At 59.4% G+C, this 19,581-nt stretch carries 16 protein-coding genes and 1 pseudogene; 10 read left to right on the top strand and 7 right to left on the bottom strand.

Annotated elements, in window-relative coordinates:
- Positions 1–14: 14 nt before the first annotated feature.
- The 6 genes from MOK15_RS16485 to MOK15_RS16460 all read left to right on the top strand — a co-directional run bounded on the left by MOK15_RS16485 (position 15) and on the right by MOK15_RS16460 (position 5,565).
- Positions 15–842 (top strand): DUF1080 domain-containing protein, encoded by an 828-nt coding sequence (locus MOK15_RS16485; RefSeq protein ID WP_242932815.1) that lies wholly within the window; start codon positions 15–17, stop codon positions 840–842.
- Positions 839–1,402 carry a gluconate 2-dehydrogenase subunit 3 family protein gene (locus MOK15_RS16480; protein ID WP_242932814.1) on the top strand — a complete coding sequence of 188 codons (564 nt, stop codon included), beginning with the start codon at positions 839–841 and terminating at the stop codon, positions 1,400–1,402. Before MOK15_RS16485 ends, MOK15_RS16480 begins: the two co-directional genes overlap by 4 nt.
- A 2-nt stretch (positions 1,403–1,404) precedes the next feature.
- Positions 1,405–2,250, top strand: a complete 846-nt coding sequence (locus MOK15_RS16475) for a sugar phosphate isomerase/epimerase (protein WP_347567243.1) — start codon at positions 1,405–1,407, stop codon at positions 2,248–2,250.
- A gap of 23 nt (positions 2,251–2,273) precedes the next feature.
- Positions 2,274–3,956: a GMC family oxidoreductase gene (locus MOK15_RS16470; RefSeq protein ID WP_242932812.1), complete on the top strand. Its 1,683-nt coding sequence runs from the start codon at positions 2,274–2,276 to the stop codon at positions 3,954–3,956.
- A 77-nt stretch (positions 3,957–4,033) separates the two neighbouring features.
- A complete protein-coding gene (locus MOK15_RS16465; protein WP_242932811.1) occupies positions 4,034–5,092 on the top strand; it encodes a LacI family DNA-binding transcriptional regulator in 1,059 nt (352 codons plus the stop codon).
- Between the two features lie 59 nt (positions 5,093–5,151).
- A complete protein-coding gene (locus MOK15_RS16460; protein WP_242932810.1) occupies positions 5,152–5,565 on the top strand; it encodes a Dabb family protein in 414 nt (137 codons plus the stop codon).
- Positions 5,566–5,602: 37 nt separating this feature from the next.
- Here MOK15_RS16460 and MOK15_RS16455 read toward each other — a convergent pair whose 3' ends face one another.
- Entirely contained in the window at positions 5,603–6,505 is a 903-nt protein-coding gene (locus MOK15_RS16455; protein ID WP_242932809.1) for a LysR family transcriptional regulator, read from the bottom strand.
- Positions 6,506–6,558: 53 nt separating this feature from the next.
- On the bottom strand, positions 6,559–7,773 hold the full coding sequence (locus MOK15_RS16450) for an MFS transporter (RefSeq protein ID WP_242932808.1): 1,215 nt from the start codon (positions 7,771–7,773) through the stop codon (positions 6,559–6,561).
- Positions 7,774–8,219: 446 nt separating this feature from the next.
- Between MOK15_RS16450 and MOK15_RS16445 the strand changes: the two genes are divergently transcribed.
- The 4 genes from MOK15_RS16445 (at position 8,220) to MOK15_RS16430 (ending at position 14,410) form a co-directional block, all read left to right on the top strand.
- Positions 8,220–8,771, top strand: coding sequence for an RNA polymerase sigma factor (locus MOK15_RS16445; protein ID WP_278254311.1), 552 nt, complete (start codon positions 8,220–8,222; stop codon positions 8,769–8,771).
- Entirely contained in the window at positions 8,755–9,705 is a 951-nt protein-coding gene (locus MOK15_RS16440) for a FecR domain-containing protein (protein WP_242932806.1), read from the top strand. Before MOK15_RS16445 ends, MOK15_RS16440 begins: the two co-directional genes overlap by 17 nt.
- Positions 9,706–9,779: 74 nt before the next feature.
- Positions 9,780–12,743 carry a TonB-dependent receptor gene (locus tag MOK15_RS16435; protein ID WP_242932805.1) on the top strand — a complete coding sequence of 988 codons (2,964 nt, stop codon included), beginning with the start codon at positions 9,780–9,782 and terminating at the stop codon, positions 12,741–12,743.
- Positions 12,744–12,754: 11 nt separating this feature from the next.
- Positions 12,755–14,410, top strand: a complete 1,656-nt coding sequence (locus MOK15_RS16430; protein WP_242932804.1) for an FAD-dependent oxidoreductase — start codon at positions 12,755–12,757, stop codon at positions 14,408–14,410.
- Positions 14,411–14,564: 154 nt separating this feature from the next.
- On the opposite strand, the gene MOK15_RS16425 is transcribed toward MOK15_RS16430, so the two are convergent.
- The 5 genes and pseudogenes from MOK15_RS16425 to MOK15_RS16405 form a co-directional block, all read right to left on the bottom strand.
- Positions 14,565–16,337 carry a hypothetical protein gene (locus tag MOK15_RS16425; RefSeq protein WP_242932803.1) on the bottom strand — a complete coding sequence of 591 codons (1,773 nt, stop codon included), beginning with the start codon at positions 16,335–16,337 and terminating at the stop codon, positions 14,565–14,567.
- 91 nt (positions 16,338–16,428) lie between these two features.
- Positions 16,429–17,325: a kinase gene (locus tag MOK15_RS16420; RefSeq protein ID WP_242932802.1), complete on the bottom strand. Its 897-nt coding sequence runs from the start codon at positions 17,323–17,325 to the stop codon at positions 16,429–16,431.
- Complete coding sequence (locus MOK15_RS16415; RefSeq protein WP_242932801.1) at positions 17,322–18,296, bottom strand: D-glycerate dehydrogenase; 975 nt, start codon at positions 18,294–18,296, stop codon at positions 17,322–17,324. The genes MOK15_RS16420 and MOK15_RS16415 overlap by 4 nt, the downstream gene beginning before the upstream one ends.
- A 9-nt stretch (positions 18,297–18,305) precedes the next feature.
- Positions 18,306–19,220, bottom strand: a complete 915-nt coding sequence (locus MOK15_RS16410; RefSeq protein ID WP_242932800.1) for a TauD/TfdA family dioxygenase — start codon at positions 19,218–19,220, stop codon at positions 18,306–18,308.
- 12 nt (positions 19,221–19,232) lie between these two features.
- Positions 19,233–19,581 (bottom strand): annotated as a pseudogene (locus MOK15_RS16405) (MFS transporter); the annotation flags it as partial.

Raw genomic sequence — 19,581 nt, 5'->3', positions numbered from 1 at the left:
AGGGGAACGACGGGATGAAAGGCATTCGCATCGGGACTGCGGTGGTGGCCGGCATCATGCTCGGCACATTGGCGAACGCACAGGAAAAACCGGGCTTCAAGGATACACCGATCCTGCCCGGCGGAACATGGCATGTCCATGATCCGGATCGGCCACCCGCACCGGTCGTCACGCCCGCGGCGAAGCTTGGTGGTGCTCCATCCGATGCGATCATTCTGTTTGACGGCTCAACACTCGACGCCTGGCGCGGCGAGCGTGGTCCGTGGACGGTCGAAAAGGGGATCATGACGATCCCGCCCCGCGCCAAGAGCGGCGGCGAGAATAATCTGATTTCCCGACAGGAATTTGGCGATATTCAGCTCCATCTGGAATTTCGGTCGCCCAATCCGCCACAGAAAAGCTCGCAGGACCGTGGCAATAGCGGCATCTGGTTCATGCAGCGTTATGAGGTGCAGATCCTCGACAGCTATCAGAACCCAACCTATGCCGACGGTGCGGCCGGGGCGGTCTATGCCTGGAAGCCGCCTTTGGTGAACCCGTCCCGCCAACCGGGCGAATGGCAGAGCTACGACATCGTCTTCGAACGCCCCCATTTCGCGACGGATGGCAGCCTTGCGCGTCCGGCCTATGTCACGGTGTTGCTGAACGGCGTGCTGGTGCAGAACCATCAGGCGATGCTCGGCACAACTGCATGGCGGCAGATCGCAAAATATACGGCACATGGCGACAAGGCGCCCATCCAGTTGCAGGACCATGACAGCCCGGTTTCGTTCCGCAACATCTGGGTCCGCCCGCTTCCCGAGGCGGCCATCGCACAGGATCTCAAGGGGGTAGGACAATGATCGATCGCAGAAAAGCGCTTGCCGGCATGGTCGCCATGTTCGGCGCGCAACTTTTCGCCCCGATCGCTCGGGCGGCGGGCATCATCCCCGCTCAGGCCGTCATCAGCGAGGGCACGCCGAGCATCCAAGTGTTCACGCCCGATCAGCGCGCTTTGATGACAGCGCTGTGCGACCGCATCATCCCCGCGACCGATACGCCCGGCGCGATCTCGGCCGGTGTTCCGGCCTATATCGAGAAGCTGCTGGCGGATTGGGCGGATCCCGATGATCAGGGTCCGATCATCTCCGGCCTGGCGGAAATCGATGCACGCAGCCAGCATGACTATAATGTCCCCGCGCACCGCGCCACGGCTGCGCAGCAGGACGCATTGCTGACGCTGGCCATGAATAACGGCTTCCAGAAGGGCGCGGAGTTTTTCGAGGCGTTCCGACAGCTCGTCATTGTCGGCTATTACACGTCGGAAATCGGCATCACGCAGGAGCGCGAATATTTGCCCGTTCCCGGCGAATATAATGGCGCCTTCCCCTATTCTCAGGTCAATAAGGTCTATTCCGCATGATGATGAAGATGAACCGTCGTACCATGATGATGGGCGCAGGCGGCCTCGCGGCGCTCGCCGGTCAGCCTTTCCTTACCGGGGCCGCCACCGCCGCGCAGATCCGGACGATCGGGCTACAGCTTTTTACGGTGCGGGAAATCTTCGCGACCGATCCTGTGGGTACGCTGGAGAAGATCGCGAAGATCGGATATCGCGAAGTGGAATATGGCGGTGGTGGCTATGACGCCATGGACCATAAACTATTGCGAAGCACCATGGATCGGCTGGGGCTCAAGAGTCCGTCCATCCATGTGGGCTATGATGCGCTGCTAGACCGTTTCGACGCCAGCGTCACGATGGCGAAGACCCTCGGCGCGGATACGATCGTCCTGCCCTATATGGTCGACAAGCATCGCAATGCCGACGCCTGGCAGGTCGCGATCGCCAATTTCAACCGCTTTGCCGAGCAGTTGAAGAAGGAAGGGCTTGGTTTCGCCTATCATAATCACGACTTCGAATTCACCGTCAAACCGGACGGCGTCAGCCTGTTCGACCGATTGGTGAAGGAAACCGATCCTGCTCTCATCAAGATCGAACTCGATCTCTACTGGGCCATCTATGCTGGGCAGGACCCACAGGCGCTGATCCGCAGCCTGCCCGGTCGCATCTATTCCTATCATGTAAAGGACATGCGCGCTGACCGCAGCATGACATCGGTAGGGACAGGGACGATCGACTTTGGGGACATCTTCAAACTGAATGCGGTTTCCGGTGCCCGCCATTTCTACGTCGAGAACGACCAGGCGCCGGCGCCCTATATTCCCGACATCACCAAGAGCTTCCAAACCCTGCGCACTCTGCGCTTCTGAGCCGCACCCAGGAGAGGATTATCATGGCATCGACCGACAGGTTTGACGCAATCGTCATCGGTTCCGGCATCAGCGGCGGCTGGGCCGCAAAGGAACTGACCGAAAAGGGGCTACGTGTCCTCATGCTGGACCGCGGTCCCATGGTGGAACATGGCGAAGGTTATACCTATGACGGCAAGCCGGCTTATGAAGTGCCGGCACGGAACATGATGCCCGACCGGCTGATGGAGAGCGACTATTTCATCGCCAAACATGGGTATGTCTCGCCCAGCAACCAGGCCTTCTACAATAATGATCGCCTGAACCCCTATGACTATGAGGAGGGCAACAAATTCTACTGGATTCGCCCCGGCGCGGTCGGGGGCAAATCCCTCATCTGGGGGCGCTGGAGCTTTCGCTGGAGTCCGGAGGATTTCGAGGCGAACAAAAAGGACGGCGTGGGCGGAGACTGGCCGATCCGCTATGATGACCTGGTGCCCTGGTACAGCTATGTCGAAAAATATATCGGGGTGTCGGGTTCGCGCGAAAATCTGCCCTATTTGCCAGACAGCGAGTTCCAGCCGCCGATGCCCATGAACGTGGCGGAGCAATGGATGAAGGGGCGGCTGGAAACACAATTCCCCGGCCGCAAGATGATCCACGCCCGCCTGTCCAACATGACGGAGGACAAGCCGGACCAGAACCGGACAAAATGCCAGTTCCGCAATCAATGTTCGAACGGTTGTTCCTTTGGCGCCTATTTCTCGACCCAGGCGGTGACATTGCCGGCGGCACGGGCGACGGGGCGACTGACACTGCGATCCGATGCGGTCGTCACCAATCTCGAATATGATGCGGCCGCGAAACGCGTCACTGGTGTACGTTTCGTTGATACCAAGACCGGCGCGGCTGAAACGGTGAACGCCCGACTCGTCTTCGTCTGCGCATCGGCCATGGCATCGACCCAGATTCTGATGAATTCCCGCGCGCAGGGCAGTGGACGCAGCCATTTCGACACGAGTGGCACGCTCGGCCGCTACGTCATGGATCATATCTTCCGCGTGGGCATTTGGGGCAATATTCCTGGTATGGAGGAATATATCGAATATGGCCGTCGGCCCGGCGGCATCTATGTTCCCCGGTTCCGCAACATCGGCAAGGATGATGGTGTGGGATTCAAACGCGGCTATGGCTATCAGGGCGGAGCCTCTCGCCAACCATCCAGGCCCGTGGGCTTTGGTGCATCGATGAAGGAAGGCATGCGGCGCTATAGCGGATGGCAGTTCCATATGGGAGCCTTCGGTGAGTGTCTTCCCTATGAAGACAATAAGGTATCCCTTCACCCGGACAAGGTTGATCGCTTTGGTATCCCCCTGATGCGGTTCAACGTCACATTCCGCGACAATGAGCTGCGTATGATGGCCGATGCCCGCAAGGAAGGCGAAAAGATGCTGCGCGCCGCTGGGTTGCAGAATGTTCAGAGCAGCGTGCAGGAACATGTACCGGGCGACGCCATTCACGAAATGGGCGGCGCACGCATGGGCGCAGACCCCCGCGCTTCGGTGTTGAACAAATGGAGCCAGGCCCATGATGCATCGAACCTTTTCGTCACCGATGGCGCACAGATGGCCTCCATATCTTGCGTCAATCCTTCGCTGACTTTCATGGCCCTGACCGCACGGGCCGTGGACCATGCCGTGAAGGGTTTGCAGGGAGGCTCGATCTAATCGTCCGTGATGCGTTCACTCTGTCCGATCCTACACTGTAAAATCGTTGGAGAGGCGCTATCAGAGGAACGGGGGACATGAGCCTGATGGCGAGACGAAAACAGAATGGCATAACGATCCGTGGGGTCGCGGAACGGGCGGGCGTTTCCGCAATGACGGTGTCGAACGTGATAAATGGCGCCGGTCGCGCCAGTGCGGCGACCGTCGCGGCGGTGCAGGCCGCCATCGCGGAGCTGGGATATGTCCCCAACCTGGCCGCACGCCGCCTGGCAAAGGCGCGCGCGACCACCCTGGGGCTTATTTACAGCGACCGGCGCACGCCATTTCTGGATGCTGTGCTGGTCGGGACGCTGCGAGCGACCAACGCACATGGCCTTCAGCTTATCCTGCGCGAGGGGGGGAGCGGAACCAAGGACGAGGCGGAAGGCATCGCAAAAGATCTGGTGCGCAGCGGGGCCGATGCGCTCCTGCTCGTTCCTCCCTTCGCGGAACAGCTTAGCAGATCGGAGATTCTGACGACATTGGGCGTTCCGGTTGCCGCAATCGCGACCGGCGCCGCGATGTCCGGCATTACGACCGTGCGGATCGATAACCGCGCGGCGATGTGTTCCATTACCGAAAGGGTAATCGCCAAGGGACACCGCCGTATCGGCTATATTGCAGGCCCAGAACATTACAGCGTTGTGGCGGCCCGGCTGGACGGCTTTCGCGATGCCCTGCACAAACATGCGATACCCCAGGAGCCGCCGCTGATGATCCTTCACAGCGAGTTCGACTATGCTTCCGGAATGGTGGCTGGGCAAACGCTTCTGAAACTGTCCGACCGGCCAACCGCGATCATCTGCAGCAGTGATGATCTGGCTGCCGGTGTGATCGCGCGGGCCAATGACATGGGCTTCAGACTCCCGGAGGACCTGGCTGTCACGGGATTCGACGATACAATTCTGGCGTCGCGCATCTGGCCGCCATTGACCGTGGTTCGCCAGCCTGTCGAAGACATGGCCTTCCGTGCTACCCAGCGCCTGATCGCCGAACTCGGCAATGTGAAAGGCGTGGCGGACATAAGAGACGAGATTTTCGATCACGGCATAGTGGAACGCCAATCCACGTCGGTCACGCTATCCGCATTGCCGTAACCCTGACCCCTATGTGGTGAAGTTTGGTTTTCGCCGCAATTTGCAAGGAGAGCCGCATCATGGAAACGAGCAGGAGGGAAATTGCCGCAATGATCATGCTGGGTGGTACTGGCGCAGCCCTTTCATCGGCCAAGGCCGCAACGCCGGCCACCGAGGCAAAGCTGGTGCACCATGTATTCTTCTGGTTGAAGAACCCGGGTTCCAAGGTCGATCGCGATCAATTGATTGCCGGTCTTGCTACGCTCAAGGACATTCCCGTCATCCGTTCATTGCAGATCGGGGTGCCTGCCAGCACGGAGAAGCGCGATGTCATAGACGCGAGCTATGACGTGACGGAACTCATGTATTTTGACAATTTGGCGGATCAGAAAGCCTATCAGGACCATCCGATACATCTTGCCTTCGTGAAATCCTGCGAACATCTCTGGCAAAAAGTCCTTGTCTACGACATGGAAATCGTTGCTGGCGATTAATGGCGGCAGTCAGAAAAAACAGCGATGAGACCAGATATTAAAGACCCAGAGGACGAAATTCCTGGATAAGATCGATCAGTAATCTCAGTCCCATCGGGACCTGGCGCCGGCTTGAATAATAAATATGATAGCCAGGTCCCGTCGTCGACCAGTCTTCAAGGACAAGTTCGAGTTCACCCCGCGCCAGATATGGTGCGAAGATCGCTTCAGTACCGTACATCAAGCCAAAATCGTTCAGCGCGAGCGCGAGCATCGCGCGACCATCCTCCGCGACCACCTGGCTTGGCACTGCTATGGCAAATTCTCCGTCCGGTCCCATGAATTCCCATCGATACATCCGCTCATTGCCCAGACGGACGCCAAGGCAGCGATGCGCCTCCAGATCGGCCGGTGTTCGAAGGCGTCCAAATCTTGCAAGATAGGCTGGAGATGCCGCAACGACCCATCGCAGATCGGCGGAAATGCGCCGTGCGATCATGTCTTCGGGCACAGTGCCCCCATGGCGAATGCCTGCGTCGAAACCGCTGCCGATCACGTCGATCATCCGGTCATTCGCCGTGATCTCGACCGCGACGTCCGGATAACGATCCGCGAAAACCGGAAGTACCGGCGCCAGCACCAGTTGCGCCGCATCGGCGATCACGTTGAGCCGAATCTTGCCCGCGGGCGCATCGCGATAGGCGTTGATGCGTTCATACGCCTGACCAATTGCGGCGAATGGCTGCGATATGGCGTCGTGCAGCTCTTCACCGGCGGCGGTAAGGGTGACGCTCCGATTGGTACGATTGAGCAGCCGTACGCCCAGGCGCCCTTCCAGCCCCTTGAGCGCATGGCTGACCGCCGAAGCGCTGACGCCCAGCTGAACCCCCGCGAGCCGAAAATTGCGATGCCGGGCAATTGCCAGAAAATAGGTGAAATCGGCAATGTCGGTGCGGCTCATGACCATAAGGACATCCTGCGCGAACCGTTGGTACACTGCAATATTACTATCGCTCAAGCCGTGCGATACCAACCGCCAACGAGGCCCATCAGGGCCGCCAGGGTCAGTATTGCGGCGCTACCGAGAAATTCGGGCACCGGACCGAAAGCATCGAAAATGATGCCGCCGACCGTCGCCCCAAGCGTGATGGCCAGTTGCACAACGGCAACCATGAGCCCGCCGCCAGCTTCGGCATCATCCGGCGCGACCCGGGTGATCCAGGTCCACCAGACTACGGGTGCCGCCGTTCCCGCAAAGCCCCAGATCGCCAGCAACATGGCGGTGATTGCAGGAGAAGCTCCGAATAGGGCAAGGCCGATCGCCGTCACGGCCATGATTGCAGGCAGTGCTGCGAGCGTCAGGTGCAGTCGCGGTCCAATGAAGCGACCGATCATCACGGTGCCGATAAAACCCGAAACGCCAAGGATCAACAACATGACGGACAGGGACGCCAGGCCAACCTGCGTCACCTGTTCAACAAAAGGACGAAGATAAGTGAAGAGCGCGAACTGCCCCATGAAGAACAAAGTCACGCCCGCCAGACCCAGCATGATCGGTGGACGGCGTAGCAGTCTCCATATGCCGACATGACCTTCACCTCCCCTTTGCACGGCGACAGGCAGGCTTGGCAGCGCACGAGCTTGCCAGAACATGGCGAGGAGGGCCAGGGGAACAACGCAGAAGAAGGCACCTCGCCACCCGATCAGTCCGCCGGCAAAGGCGCCCAGGGGCGCCGCTACGGTCGAGGCAAGGGCGTTGCCTCCGTTCATGACGGCGATGGCGCGCGGCACCAAATGGGTTGGAACCAACCGCATCGCGATGGCCGCCGACATTGACCAGAAGCCGCCGATGGCGATCCCCAGAAGTGCCCGGCCGGACATGAGCACTGCGTAGCTCGGCGCGAATGCCACCAGCGCGCCTGATACAACCAGCAGCGCGGTAAGCACCAACAGCACGGGACGACGATCGATCCGGCTGGCCGCGATCGCAATGGAAAGGCTCGCCACCACCGCGAAAATTCCGGAAATCGAAATGGCCTGCCCAGCCTGCCCTTCGCTCAGAAGCAAATCCCGCGCGATGGGGCTGAGCAGACTCACCGGCAGAAATTCCGATGCGACGAGGACGAAAGTGCAAAGCGCCATCGCATAGACCGCGTTCCACGCCCCGGCCTGAGGTTCATCGACTGATGCGTTTTCGGACATGGCAAGATCGGCTGGAAAGCTGGCCATCTTATCGCCCAAGCTCTTGACGGCCGTCAGGCCAGGTGTCTTCGCACCAATCCAGTTCCAACATCATTCTTGCTCCATGGGATGAGGACAAATCCACATTGTTTCCGCTTCCCGGCAGACGTTGCACGTCCCGAGGGTGCCGGATGCCGGTTCAATCTTGTCCTATGGAGCGGAAGATAGAGAGGAATGTCGGTCAGGATTAGTGGGTGTGAATGTCATGGAGCGTTGAGTAGAATTCAACGAAAGAGATGGAGACAAACTGGTTGAATGCCTCGAGGTCCGATGGTCCGAAGAGCAATCGCTATTGCCCCAACCCAATGACCTGGCGCAAACGGACACATTCACATCAAGAAAATATAATGGTCTGGCGGATGGGTGACGGAAAATCCTCCGCCATGACTCCTTAGGAGCGCAGGAGCAGGAGAAAAGCAACGAGACGCGAGGAATTGGCGGAATGGGTAGGGCGCGAAATCCTCCCCCACGAACGCGATCTTCGGATCTGGCTCCGGCGGCGCTTTGTCGCGGACGGAGATGTGGAGGATATTGTGCAGGAATGTTTTTGCCGTCTGGCAGAAGTGTTAGACGTCTCCCACATCACGGAGCCGCGCGCCTATCTGTTCACCATGGCCCGTCATCTCGCCTATCGCCAGCGCCGTCGTGCCACCGTAGTGCGCATGGAGCCGTTATCAGCCCATATGCGGGACGAACTCGAAGCGGATTATCCCTCGCCGGAAAGAATCGCGATCGGGCGGGACGAACTGGGGCGTGTGCAAGCCGCGCTGGCGACCCTGACCGAGCGGGCGCGGCGGATATTTGTCATGCGGCGAGTCGAAGGGCTGAGCCAGAAACAGATTGCGGAGGCATTGGGTGTTAGCGAAACGATCGTCGAGAACGATGCCAGTCGCAGCCTGAGGGCTGTCCTGAAACATTTGACTGATCCGCCCGCCGACGCGCAGCAGACCAGCAGGAAGGAAGCCCCGCGTGCAAGATCGCATTGATGAAGCGGCAGCCGCCTGGGCGTTGCGCTACCCCCTTGATCCGGCGGCCCAGGCCGAACTGGATGCATGGCTCGCGCTCGACCGACGCCATAACGGTGCCTTGTTGCGGGCAATGGCGGGCCTGTCCATCATCGACCGGGCTGTCGCAGGCGATCAAACGAATGATGGCGCGGCCGCCTTGCCATACCGCCCGAGTCGGCGCGGGATATTCATGGGTGCCGGTGTTGCGATTGCCGCATCGGTTGCGGGCATCATTGGCTGGTCCGGCCTTCTTGGCGGAGAACGTGTATCCACGGCGCGCGGAGAAATCCGGCGCTTGCCGCTCGCCGATGGTTCGGTCGCGACGATCAACACCGACAGCGCATTGCGCGTCGTTTTTGCGTCTGACGCACGCCGCGTTGCGCTGGATCGGGGTGAGGCGTGGTTTCAGGTCGCAAAGGATCGGAAGCGTCCGTTCGTCGTCGACGCGGGCATTGCGCAGATTCGCGCGGTTGGCACGGCTTTTTCGGTGGACCGCAGCGCGGATAATGTCAGGATTACAGTCACCGAGGGAGTGGTGGCCGTATGGCCCAGCCAGGCCAGCGGGATGATGACGATATTGGAAGCCGGCCAATATGCGAACTTCCGTAACGCCGCCACACAACCCGACACGGGGACGGCCCCGGAGACTATTGAACGGGCATTGGCATGGCGCAGCGGCGAAATTTCGCTGGAGAATGAAACATTGAGCCATGCCGTCGCCCAGTTTAATCGCTATAATAGTCAGAAACTCATCATCGCGGATGCCAGCCTCGAAAATGAGCGCCTGATCGGCCTGTTCCGCATAGATCAGCCTGGCGATTTTGCGGCAACGCTGGCCGCATCCCTGCACGTCTCCGTAGACAGCACGCCCACGGAAATTCGTCTTTCCCGGAAAAAATCACCCGTGCCCTGACGGAAATATCGCAATCCGGACTCGTGAAGATGTCAGCACGCCGAAAAGGCAGTGCAACAAAAGGGGAGGATTGAATGAAACGGATGCGCGCCTATGCGTTCGCCAGCACCGCAGCTCTTGTCTGCAGCCTGGTACTGCCTGCCCAGGCCTTGGCTGAAACCCGGAATTTCAATGTGCCCGCTCAGCCGGGGCAGAGTGGCATTCCGCTGTTCGCGCATCAGGCAGGACTTCAGATCATGGTATCGGCCGCCGATGCGGAAGGCGTCGTGGTCAATCGCGTGCAAGGCGCTTTGGATGTCATGACGGCGCTGCGTCACCTGCTCGCGGGAAGCAATCTGACACCGGTCAAGGTCGGCAATGCGATCGTTCTGAAGCGCGCGCAGCCCATTTCCGCCCGAACGGCCGGTATCGTGCAGGTAGCATCGGCCTTCGGCAACACGGCTGCCCATCAGCAGGATGATCCGGCCCAGTCGGACGCAAGCGGTGGGGCAATGGTTCAGGAACCGGCGGCGGACATCGTCGTGACCGGCATTCGCGCATCGCTTCAGGAATCCATCAATGCCAAGCGCGCGGCCGGCAATATCGTCGATGTCATCACCGCCCAGGATATCGGAAAGCTGCCCGATCAGAATGTGGCGGAATCGATGAGCCGGATCACCGGCGTCCAGATTACCCGCCGCGAAGGCGACGGGTCGAACTTCACCGTTCGCGGCATCTCCCAGAACCGGCTGGAAATCAACGGCCGGACATTCCTGGGGCCGGGCGCGGGTGGCAGCGCCTCACTGGAATCCGTCAGCCCGGAAATCATATCCAGCATTGTTGTCGCCAAGTCGCCCTCGGCCGACATGCCCGAAGGCGCGCTTGGCGCAACCGTCAATCTCAAGACCAAGCGTCCGCTCGACCTTGAAGACCTGGTCGTCAGCGCCCGCCTCCAGGGCGCCTATACCGATCAGGCCGATCGCCTTGGCTATCGTGGTTCGGCGCTGATCTCGAAGAATTTCAATGATCGGTTCGGTATCCTTGCCAGTGCGGCCTATTCGAATACCCATACCCGCGGCTATTCGTTCGATTCCGGGGGTTGGACGCGCACCAACGCGATTGACGGCGACGGAGATGGGGTGAATGATCCCGGCCTGTACCGACCGAACCGGTTCATGGCGCGCATTTATGACCGCCATGAAAAGCGGCTTACGCTCAACAGTTCGATCCAATATCGTCCGGCGGACGATTGGGAAGTCATTCTCGACGGCACCTATTCCCGGCTGAAACGCAATCGGCAGAGCGCCAACTGGCAAGTTCTCCTGAACGATCAGGACAGCGGCGCCGTCGCGGATGAGAATGGGACGGTGGTGAGCGGCACCTTCAACAATGTCACCGTCCGCCCACTGGTCTATGATGAACCGACCGAGTTTCGTTCCACCAATCTGGGATTCTCGACCAAATATGATGGCGAGATCGTCAAGATGAAGCTGGACGCGTCCTACAGCAAGGGGCGCGGGACTGACGGTGGCCCCGGCGCGTCCTTCACCTATGTCGTCGTTCCTCGCGCGGGCAATGTCGCCAATGTCTCCTATGATTTTTCGGCAGGCAATCCGGTGCCGAACCTGTCACTCGACACCAATTTCAACGTTAATGACCCTTCCCAATATCAGCTCGCCTCGATCTTCGAGAATGATTTTCGTACCAACAATGTCGGCTATGATGCACGCGTCGATTTCGAAATCCTGACCAATCTAGGCCCGCTGCGTTCGATCGAGGTGGGCAGCCGGTTTGAGAAGATCGAATTTTACTCCGAAGCACCCCAGAATATTCCCACCGCCGCCAGCCTGTTGGCCAAGGGCGACAAGAATGGCGACGGCATCCTGACCGTCGATGAGTTGCCGGGCCTGGTCTACAACAATAAGCAGGGCAGCTTCTTTCCCGGCGTCTCCGGCAGCTTCCCGCGCGACATACTCGGCGGCACGACCGACAAGGAAGCCGCACGCGATGCCTTCGGCCTGCCCATTCCGCGCGCGGACAACATCCCGCTGGGCCGCGTCTCGATCAAGGATGTGGATCAGGACACCATCGCCTTCTACGCCAAGGCCAATCTGGAAACCGAACTGGGCTCGATGCGACTGACGGGCAACGTCGGCGTGCGTTACGTCACCTTCGAACGCATCTCGTCCGGTTTCCTGTCCGATACGCAGCCGACCGCGTCCAAATCCCGTTTCAACTATTGGCTGCCCAGTGCCAACGCATCGCTAGACCTCACCGACAAGCTGACCTTCCGCCTGGCGGCAGCAAAGGTGATGGCACGGCCGAGCCTGAGCGATGTCGGCGTCAGTTTCGTGCCGCTTTTCGTTTCGCGGACCGGTTCGCGCGGCAATCCCAATCTGCGCCCGTTCGAAGCGACCCAATATGACGCGACACTCGAATGGTATTTTGCGCCGTCCAGCGCGCTCACCCTGGCGGGTTTCTACAAGAATGTGGACTCCTTCACCATCAACCTGACGCGGGAGGAATTTGTGCCCGGCCTCCAGGAACTGGGGCCATTTCAGATCACCCAGCCGGTGAATGGCGAATCCGGCAAGATCAAGGGCTTCGAGGTCGCCTATCAGCAATCGCTGCGCTTCCTGCCAGCGCCTTTCAACAATCTGGGCATCCAGGCGAACTACACCTTTGTCGATAGCAAGACACCGCTCATCGATGAAGCGACGCAGGCCGCTTTGCCGCTGCCGGGCCTGTCCAAGCACAGCTACAATCTGATCGGCTATTATGAGGACAAGATATTCTCCCTGCGCGTGGCCTATATATACCGCAGCAAATATCTGCTTGGACAAGGGTCGGCGGCAAGCGGGGGGAGTTCCTATGCCGATGGTCGCGGACAGCTCGACGCTTCGGCGCAAGTCAATCTGACCAAAACCATCCGCCTGACGGTCGAGGCGATCAACCTGACGCGCGAAATCGACCGGCAATATCTCCAGACCCCGTTGCGCCTTCTCAATTCCGCGCGGGAAGACCGCCGCTTCTTCTTCGGCATCGCCGCAACCTTCTGAGGAACGACATCGTGATACTTCGCTCCCTGGCCATCGCGATGGCACCCATGCTGCTGCTATCGCCTCCCCTCCTTGCCGCCTCCCCTGTTTCCACGCGGGAAAGCGATATCGTCATCTATGGTTGCACGGCGGGAGGGGTGATTGCGGCCATCGAAGCGCGAAGGCTGGGGAGGACGGCGACGCTGGTATGCCGCGACGATTATCTTGGCGGAATGACGACCAACGGCCTGAGCTGGTCGGACACCGGCAACCATCGCGCGATCGGGGGATTGTCCCGCGAATTTTATCGCAAGGTAAAGCGCTACTATGATGATCCGCGCGCATGGACATTCGCCAAGCGTCCAGAACGCGCGGAAAATTTCATCGATGGCGACGCCATGTGGCAATTCGAACCCAAGGTCGCCGAGCGCATTTTGGAGGACTGGGCAGCCCAGGCGGGCGTGGAGATCATGCGCAACCAGCCGCTCGACCGCGCGCAGGGGAAAGTTGAGATGCGCAATGGCCGCCTGATCGCCTTTCATTCGATCACTGGCCGCAGGTTCGCCGGGCGCATTTTCATCGACGCCAGCTATGAAGGCGATCTGATGGCGAGCGCCGGGGTGCGCTTCACCGTGGGGAGGGAAGCGAATAAGACCTACGGCGAAACGTTGAACGGCGTGCAACTGGCAAACACGACTAACCACCAGTTCACCCTGGATATAGACCCCTACCGGATAGCCGGCGATCCTTCCAGCGGGCTGCTGCCACATGTGAGCAGCGAACCGCCCGCTCCCGACGGGACAGCAGACACCAAGATCCAGGCCTATACCTACCGGATGTGCCTGACCGATGTGGCGGAGAATCGCGTACCGCTATCCCGGCCTGCGGACTACGACCCGAACAGCTACGCATTGTTGAAACGCTATATGGATGCTGGATATCGCGATTTCTTCCGAAAGTTCGACCGGATTCCGAACGGCAAGGCGGACGTCAACAATTACGGCGCCTTCTCCTTCGACAATATCGGTATGAACTACCGCTATCCGGAAGGAAGCGACGCGGAGCGGGCCGCGATCATGCGAGAACATAGCAGCTATCAGCAGGGCCTGATGTGGTTCATGGCCAACGACCCAGGCGTGCCCCCAGAAACACGCGCCGAAATGTCGCGCTGGGGCTTATGCAAGGATGAGTTCATCGCCAATGGCCATTGGCCGCGCGAAATATATGTTCGGGAAGCACGGCGGATGGTGTCCGATTTCGTGATGGCTGAACCCCATCTGCGCGGCGCCAAATCTTCTCCGCGACCGATCGGCATGGGGTCTTATAATATGGATTCCCATAATACCCAAAGGATCGTTGATGCCCGCGGCTTTGTCCGCAATGAGGGCAATATCGAGGTCAGCCCGAAACGCGCCTATCCGATCAGCTATGATGCGATTGTGCCCAAAAGGTCAGAGGCAACCAATCTGCTTGTACCGGTCGCCCTGTCCGCTTCCCATATCGCCTATGGTTCGATCCGGATGGAACCGGTTTTCATGATCCTGGGGCAATCGGCGGCGGCAGCGGCGGACATTGCCCTTGCCGACAAAATTGCCATGCAGGACGTCCCTTACGCCGCGCTTCGCAGCCGTCTGCTTGCCGAAGACCAGATCTTGTCCCTTCCCGAGACCAAGTCATCGCAGCATTAGCCCGGACCGTACATGTCGGAAGGCAAGAGCCGGCGGAACTCACATTCCACCGGCTCCGCTCGCGCAGCAAGGCCTCGCCCAGCCACGACAATAATTTGATGGTAGAAGGCACCATCAAAGCCTGTCCTCAATCTAGGAAGGGTGGCCCCTTCGGTCAATGGGCCAGTGTCAGGTCATGGAAACGGTCGACCAAACCACCGACCAGCCAGATCATTGTGAATAGGACGATAAGTCCAAAACAGGCACTTTGTCCGATCGTCATCCAGATGCTGGACCCCAGGACGTACCCAACCGCACCGATAACGATCGACCAAATAATCGACAGCGCCACCCCCCAACTCAAACGGCGCAGACCATTACCCATCATATGGGACCAAGCCGGTCGTGCCGTCTGAAGTTGAAGTGTCTCGCGACCGAGGATGCACGCATCATATAAAATCTTCGCAGCGAGTTCAGACTCAAAATAGCCGGTATGCGCCCCGCCAGGACTCGGAACATGACTGCTGGAAATGGAAACTTCCTGAATCTCATGGCGGTTAGGAATGGTGCCACGCGGTGAGAATAATCGGCTCGCGATCGGATCGGCCGGATCGCGCACATTGATCCATCGGATGATCTGCCTGCCTGCGTTGGGCGCTACATTGTCCATTTTGAACGGAAGGTCTGACGATCGCCCCATCAATTCGTCGGCTACCCTGTTGAACCGGTGGTAACGGCTAAAAGTCAGTTGAAAGAAGTAGTTGATCCGGTCGATGGGACTGCCAAGCGTTATGAAATGCGAGATTTTACGAAGCCCGTCATATCGCGTGGGCTGGGCCACGCCTGACTCCCGGCTTGCCTTCATTCGACGTCCAACGTCCAGCAGGGTCTGATAGGCGATCGCCGTACCCAGGCTATGCCCGACGACGACGATGCGATCACATTTGGCGTCAGCGATGACGTGCATTAATATATCCTCACTCGCAGCAAGGATTTCTCGACGCTTCCTGTATCGAACGTCCTTTTCAAAGGTGGTCGTCCAGAATACAACGTCCGACAGAAACAACTCGAGGAATTTACGCAACTGAAAACCAAAGAAGGCCATTATGGCAATGGCCGCAAAATTTACCCAAGCGGGTATTTCTCCGGCGCGATCGACCAGCACAATCAATGACGGCAATTCCGCTCCCAAATATACGGTGAGGAATGCGCCCAGATATAGGACGCCAACGGCCAGACCCGCAGCCCCTGCAATAAGGGTCGCGGAAAGCAAAGCGAGCGCTATCTGGGCGACAAGGAATTGATTGCGCCATTGAAAAGCAAGGGTTTGCAGATCCCTTCTCGCTTGCTCGTCGCGGGCATATCTTTCCGAAATCATGCGTTGAAACTGCCTGAACCGGCCCTCGAAGAATTGCCGCCGCGCGCCAAGACCTTCGAAGTCGCGATAGAGTTTTGCCAACTGGCGAAAACGAAGCGCCGGCATGGTGCCTCTGTCATAAAACATCCGGCTGAGATAGGCGCGCTTCAAGCGCTGATGCGCCCGCCATGGCTTGCATAACACGCTAAACGGATGGAAAGCCTGAGTCAGGAACCACAGAAACACCCCTATCGCCGACACGGCTCCGGCAGCGGCCGGACTCCAGTAATTCTCGTAAAGCCGATACCGACCGAGCAGCGTCGATTTATGTTGCCCCGATCCAATCTTGATCCGTCCGAAGCGTAGAAAATTTATCGGTTCATCTGCTCCGACACGTGATGTTTCCACACCCACGGATTGGCCACGCAGCGCACCATGCTTGTCCGCTTCGTGACCGCTGCCATAACGATCTAGCGTCTCCAGAATCCGGCTGAGTTCTTCATAGCGTTTGGGCGTCCCCATGCCGTGGAAATAAATGATGCTCGTATAGCAGTCAGGAGGGCTTGGGCGGGGATTTGCAGGATCGCTCATCAAAGCATGATCGGACAAGCATCCCCTCCACGCAAGAGCCGGAGCATTTCCAGATTGGCCGTTTACGGTCTGCAGGTTGGAAAATGCAGCATCAAATTTCCGCTCGATGTGGGCGCGCAGAGCACTGGCGGGAAATTATGTTCTGCTGCGTATCGAGTTCGAACAGGATATCCGCCCGCACCGGCAGGTCGGCGAACATATGTCGCGTCAACCGTTCATAATGGCTCACGAAACGACGTACCGCGTCGTCGTCCATGATACCCGGGGCATCGGACGCGACGATACGCAGCTTCTGTTCCTGAAGCAGACGGTTGCGCAACACATCGTCGAACGAAGGCGGTTTCAACATCACCAGTCGATCGATGCGGGAAAACCATTGCGCATAGGAGCCCTGGAGAGCCGCGTTCACATGTCGACGCCAGACGCCTTCCGGATCGGCTTCGGCTTCCAGCGCGTTCAATGGCGTGCCCAGGTTGGCCGCATCCTGCGGGCGGGCGCCCACGCACCATCCTTCGAACAATATGACATCGGCGTGACCCGGATGCAGCACCCAGTCGGATTGAGGTAACCGGTCGTCCAATGCTTTGCTGAAACGCGGGACCAGCACTTCCCGCCCGACGGCAAGATCATCGAGGATCGAGATGCCCAGCGCGACATCATGTGTCCCAGGAATGCCGCGCGTGCGGAACAGCGGATGGATTTCGTGCGCGATCCGTTCGCGATCGACCAATGGCAGATACAGGTCGTCAAGCGACACAGTGACAGCGGACAAACCATATTCCGGCAACAGGGCGGCTTCGAGGAAGCGGCACAGGGTCGATTTTCCACTGCCCTGCGCGCCGTTGATCCCGACGATCAATATATGCCCGGCGTCAGCCCGCCATTGCGCGATTCGTCCGGCCAAAGGCCGCCACCAGCGATCAACCGTTGCGGCATAAGTGGATGGCAGGCGCTCCGCCGCGATCAAGTCGTCGATCCGGGCAATCATTCCAGGCTGTCCCTGGGAACTCTCCCTTCGCGCCAATCGTCAAGATTGGCGAGCGCACGCATACCCATCGCCTCGCGCGTCTCGCGCGTTGCGCTGCCCAGATGCGGCAGCAGCACGCAATTGGGTGCATCCAGCAGGCGCTGCGAGACATTGGGTTCACCGGCAAAGACGTCCAGGCCCGCGCCGGCTATACGACCATCGTTCAGCGCATCAATCAGCGCATCTTCATCGACCACATCGCCGCGCGCCGTATTGATTAATATTGCGTGTGCCGGCATCCGGGCCAACAAGTCAGCATCGATCATGTTGCGTGTTTCCGCTCCACCGGGAATATGCAGTGATACGAAATCACACTGCTCCACCATGTCCGGCAGCGAAGCAAAGTAGCGTGCGTCCAAACGCTGCAAATCCTCTTCCGCCCCCCGACGACGCGAGAAATACACAATGTCCATGCCAAAGCCGAAGCGAGCGCGCTCCGCCGTCGCCTGCGCGATCCGACCGAAGCCCACCAGCCCCAGCGTCTTGCCCCGAAGGCTGGTGCCCAGCAAATGGGTGGGCCGCCAGCCGGTCCATTCGCCCGCTCGCAATTCGCGTTCGCCCTCGCCCGCGCGACGGGATGTCATCAGCATCAGCGTGATCGCGAGATCCGCGGTCGCATCCGTCAGCACGCCCGGCGTATTGGTCACGATCATGCCCGCCGCCCGTGCCGCCGCCATGTCGATATGTTCGAAGCCGGCACCATAGTTGGCGATGATCCGCGCACGCCGCCCCTCCACCCCCAGAATGCCGGCGTTCAGCCTATCGGTGATGGTAGGGCAAATCGCGTCATAGTCCCGCATCGCGGCGACAAGCTGCGCCTCGGTCAGCGGCACATCGTCATCGCTGAAGGTGGCATCATACCGTTCCGCGATTAGCGCCTCGACACGATCCGGCCATTTGCGCGTGACCAATATCCGGGGTCTTTCAGACATTGCGACAGCTCAGTTCGTAGGAGTCGAGGCGGAGAAATAGGCGGTGAACGGATCATCAGCCTGGTCCGGCGCCGCGCCTTCGCGCACGGTCGTACGCCGCATGTCACGCCGTTCGTTGAAGATGTCGAAGTCGCCGCCGCGGTGCATGGTCGCCAGATTGTCCCAGATTACAAGGTCCCCCGGTTCATAAGAGACGCCGAATATATATTGCGGCTGGGTCGCGAACGCGATCAGATATCGGATCAGTTCCTGCCCCTCCGAACGGGGCAGGCCAACGACATCCACCGCATGGCTGCCGATATAGATCGCCTTGCGACCGGTCGCGTCCTGCCGGATCGACATGGGCTGGCGCGCCTTCGGGCGTCCATCGATTTCTTCTTCCGTAATCGGAAAGCCGGCAAGCATCCGCGAATACCACAGCGAATGTTCCGCCTCCATATGATCGACCTTGGCCCGGATATCGGTGGGCAGGTCCTCATAGGCCGATCGCATGTCGGCGAAATAGGTCAGCCCCCCTTCCTTGGGCACTTCGTAGGCGAGCAGGAGGGAATAGGCCGACCGCAAGTCCATGAACGAAGAATCGGTGTGCCACAACCGGTCGCCTTTCTTGTGCAGGACCATATTCTGATCGACCAGAATCTCGCCCGCCGGGGTCAGGTTGCTGGCGTCGAAGATTTCCGCATGGTCGGGATGGCGACGCGGGCGGTTCTTTACCAGTGGAGCGGTCTCCAGATGGCCGAAATGGCGGCTGAAGGCGATATGCGATGCGTTGTCGAGTCCGGTCTTACGAAACACGCACACACCCCACTGGTTCATCGCGTCGAGGATCGCGGCGAAATCCGCCGGATCGAGCGGCTTGCTTATATCGAGGCCGGACAGTTCAGCGCCAAAGCGCGGCGTGATGGGTGTTGCGGTCAAAGCCATGTGCAGTTCCTTCTAAGGCTTCGTCGTCACGGCCTGGGCCGTAAAGACATCATGATCGGTGGATGGAGGCATCGGCGCCGTCGCGGATGTCGAACGGCGGCTGTGCGTGCGGGCAAGAAAGGCGAGCGAAACGGCCGAAAGCAACGGGGTGATCGCAAGCAGCACGAAGAGAAAACGCGGCGGCATGTTCGTCGCGAGCAGGTAGCCGCCCAGCAAGGGCGCGAAGATGGAGCCGATCTTCGCAACGGACGTGGCCCAGCCGGCGCCGTTCGCGCGGATCGCGCTGGGGTAGAATATCCCCGCGATGCTGTGCATCCCGAAATGGGTGCCGCTGATCATCGCCATGCTGAGCAACGAAAAG

Source organism: Sphingobium sp. BYY-5 (assembly GCF_022758885.1).
Taxonomy (GTDB): domain Bacteria; phylum Pseudomonadota; class Alphaproteobacteria; order Sphingomonadales; family Sphingomonadaceae; genus Sphingobium.
This window is presented reverse-complemented; position numbering and strand designations above follow the sequence as displayed.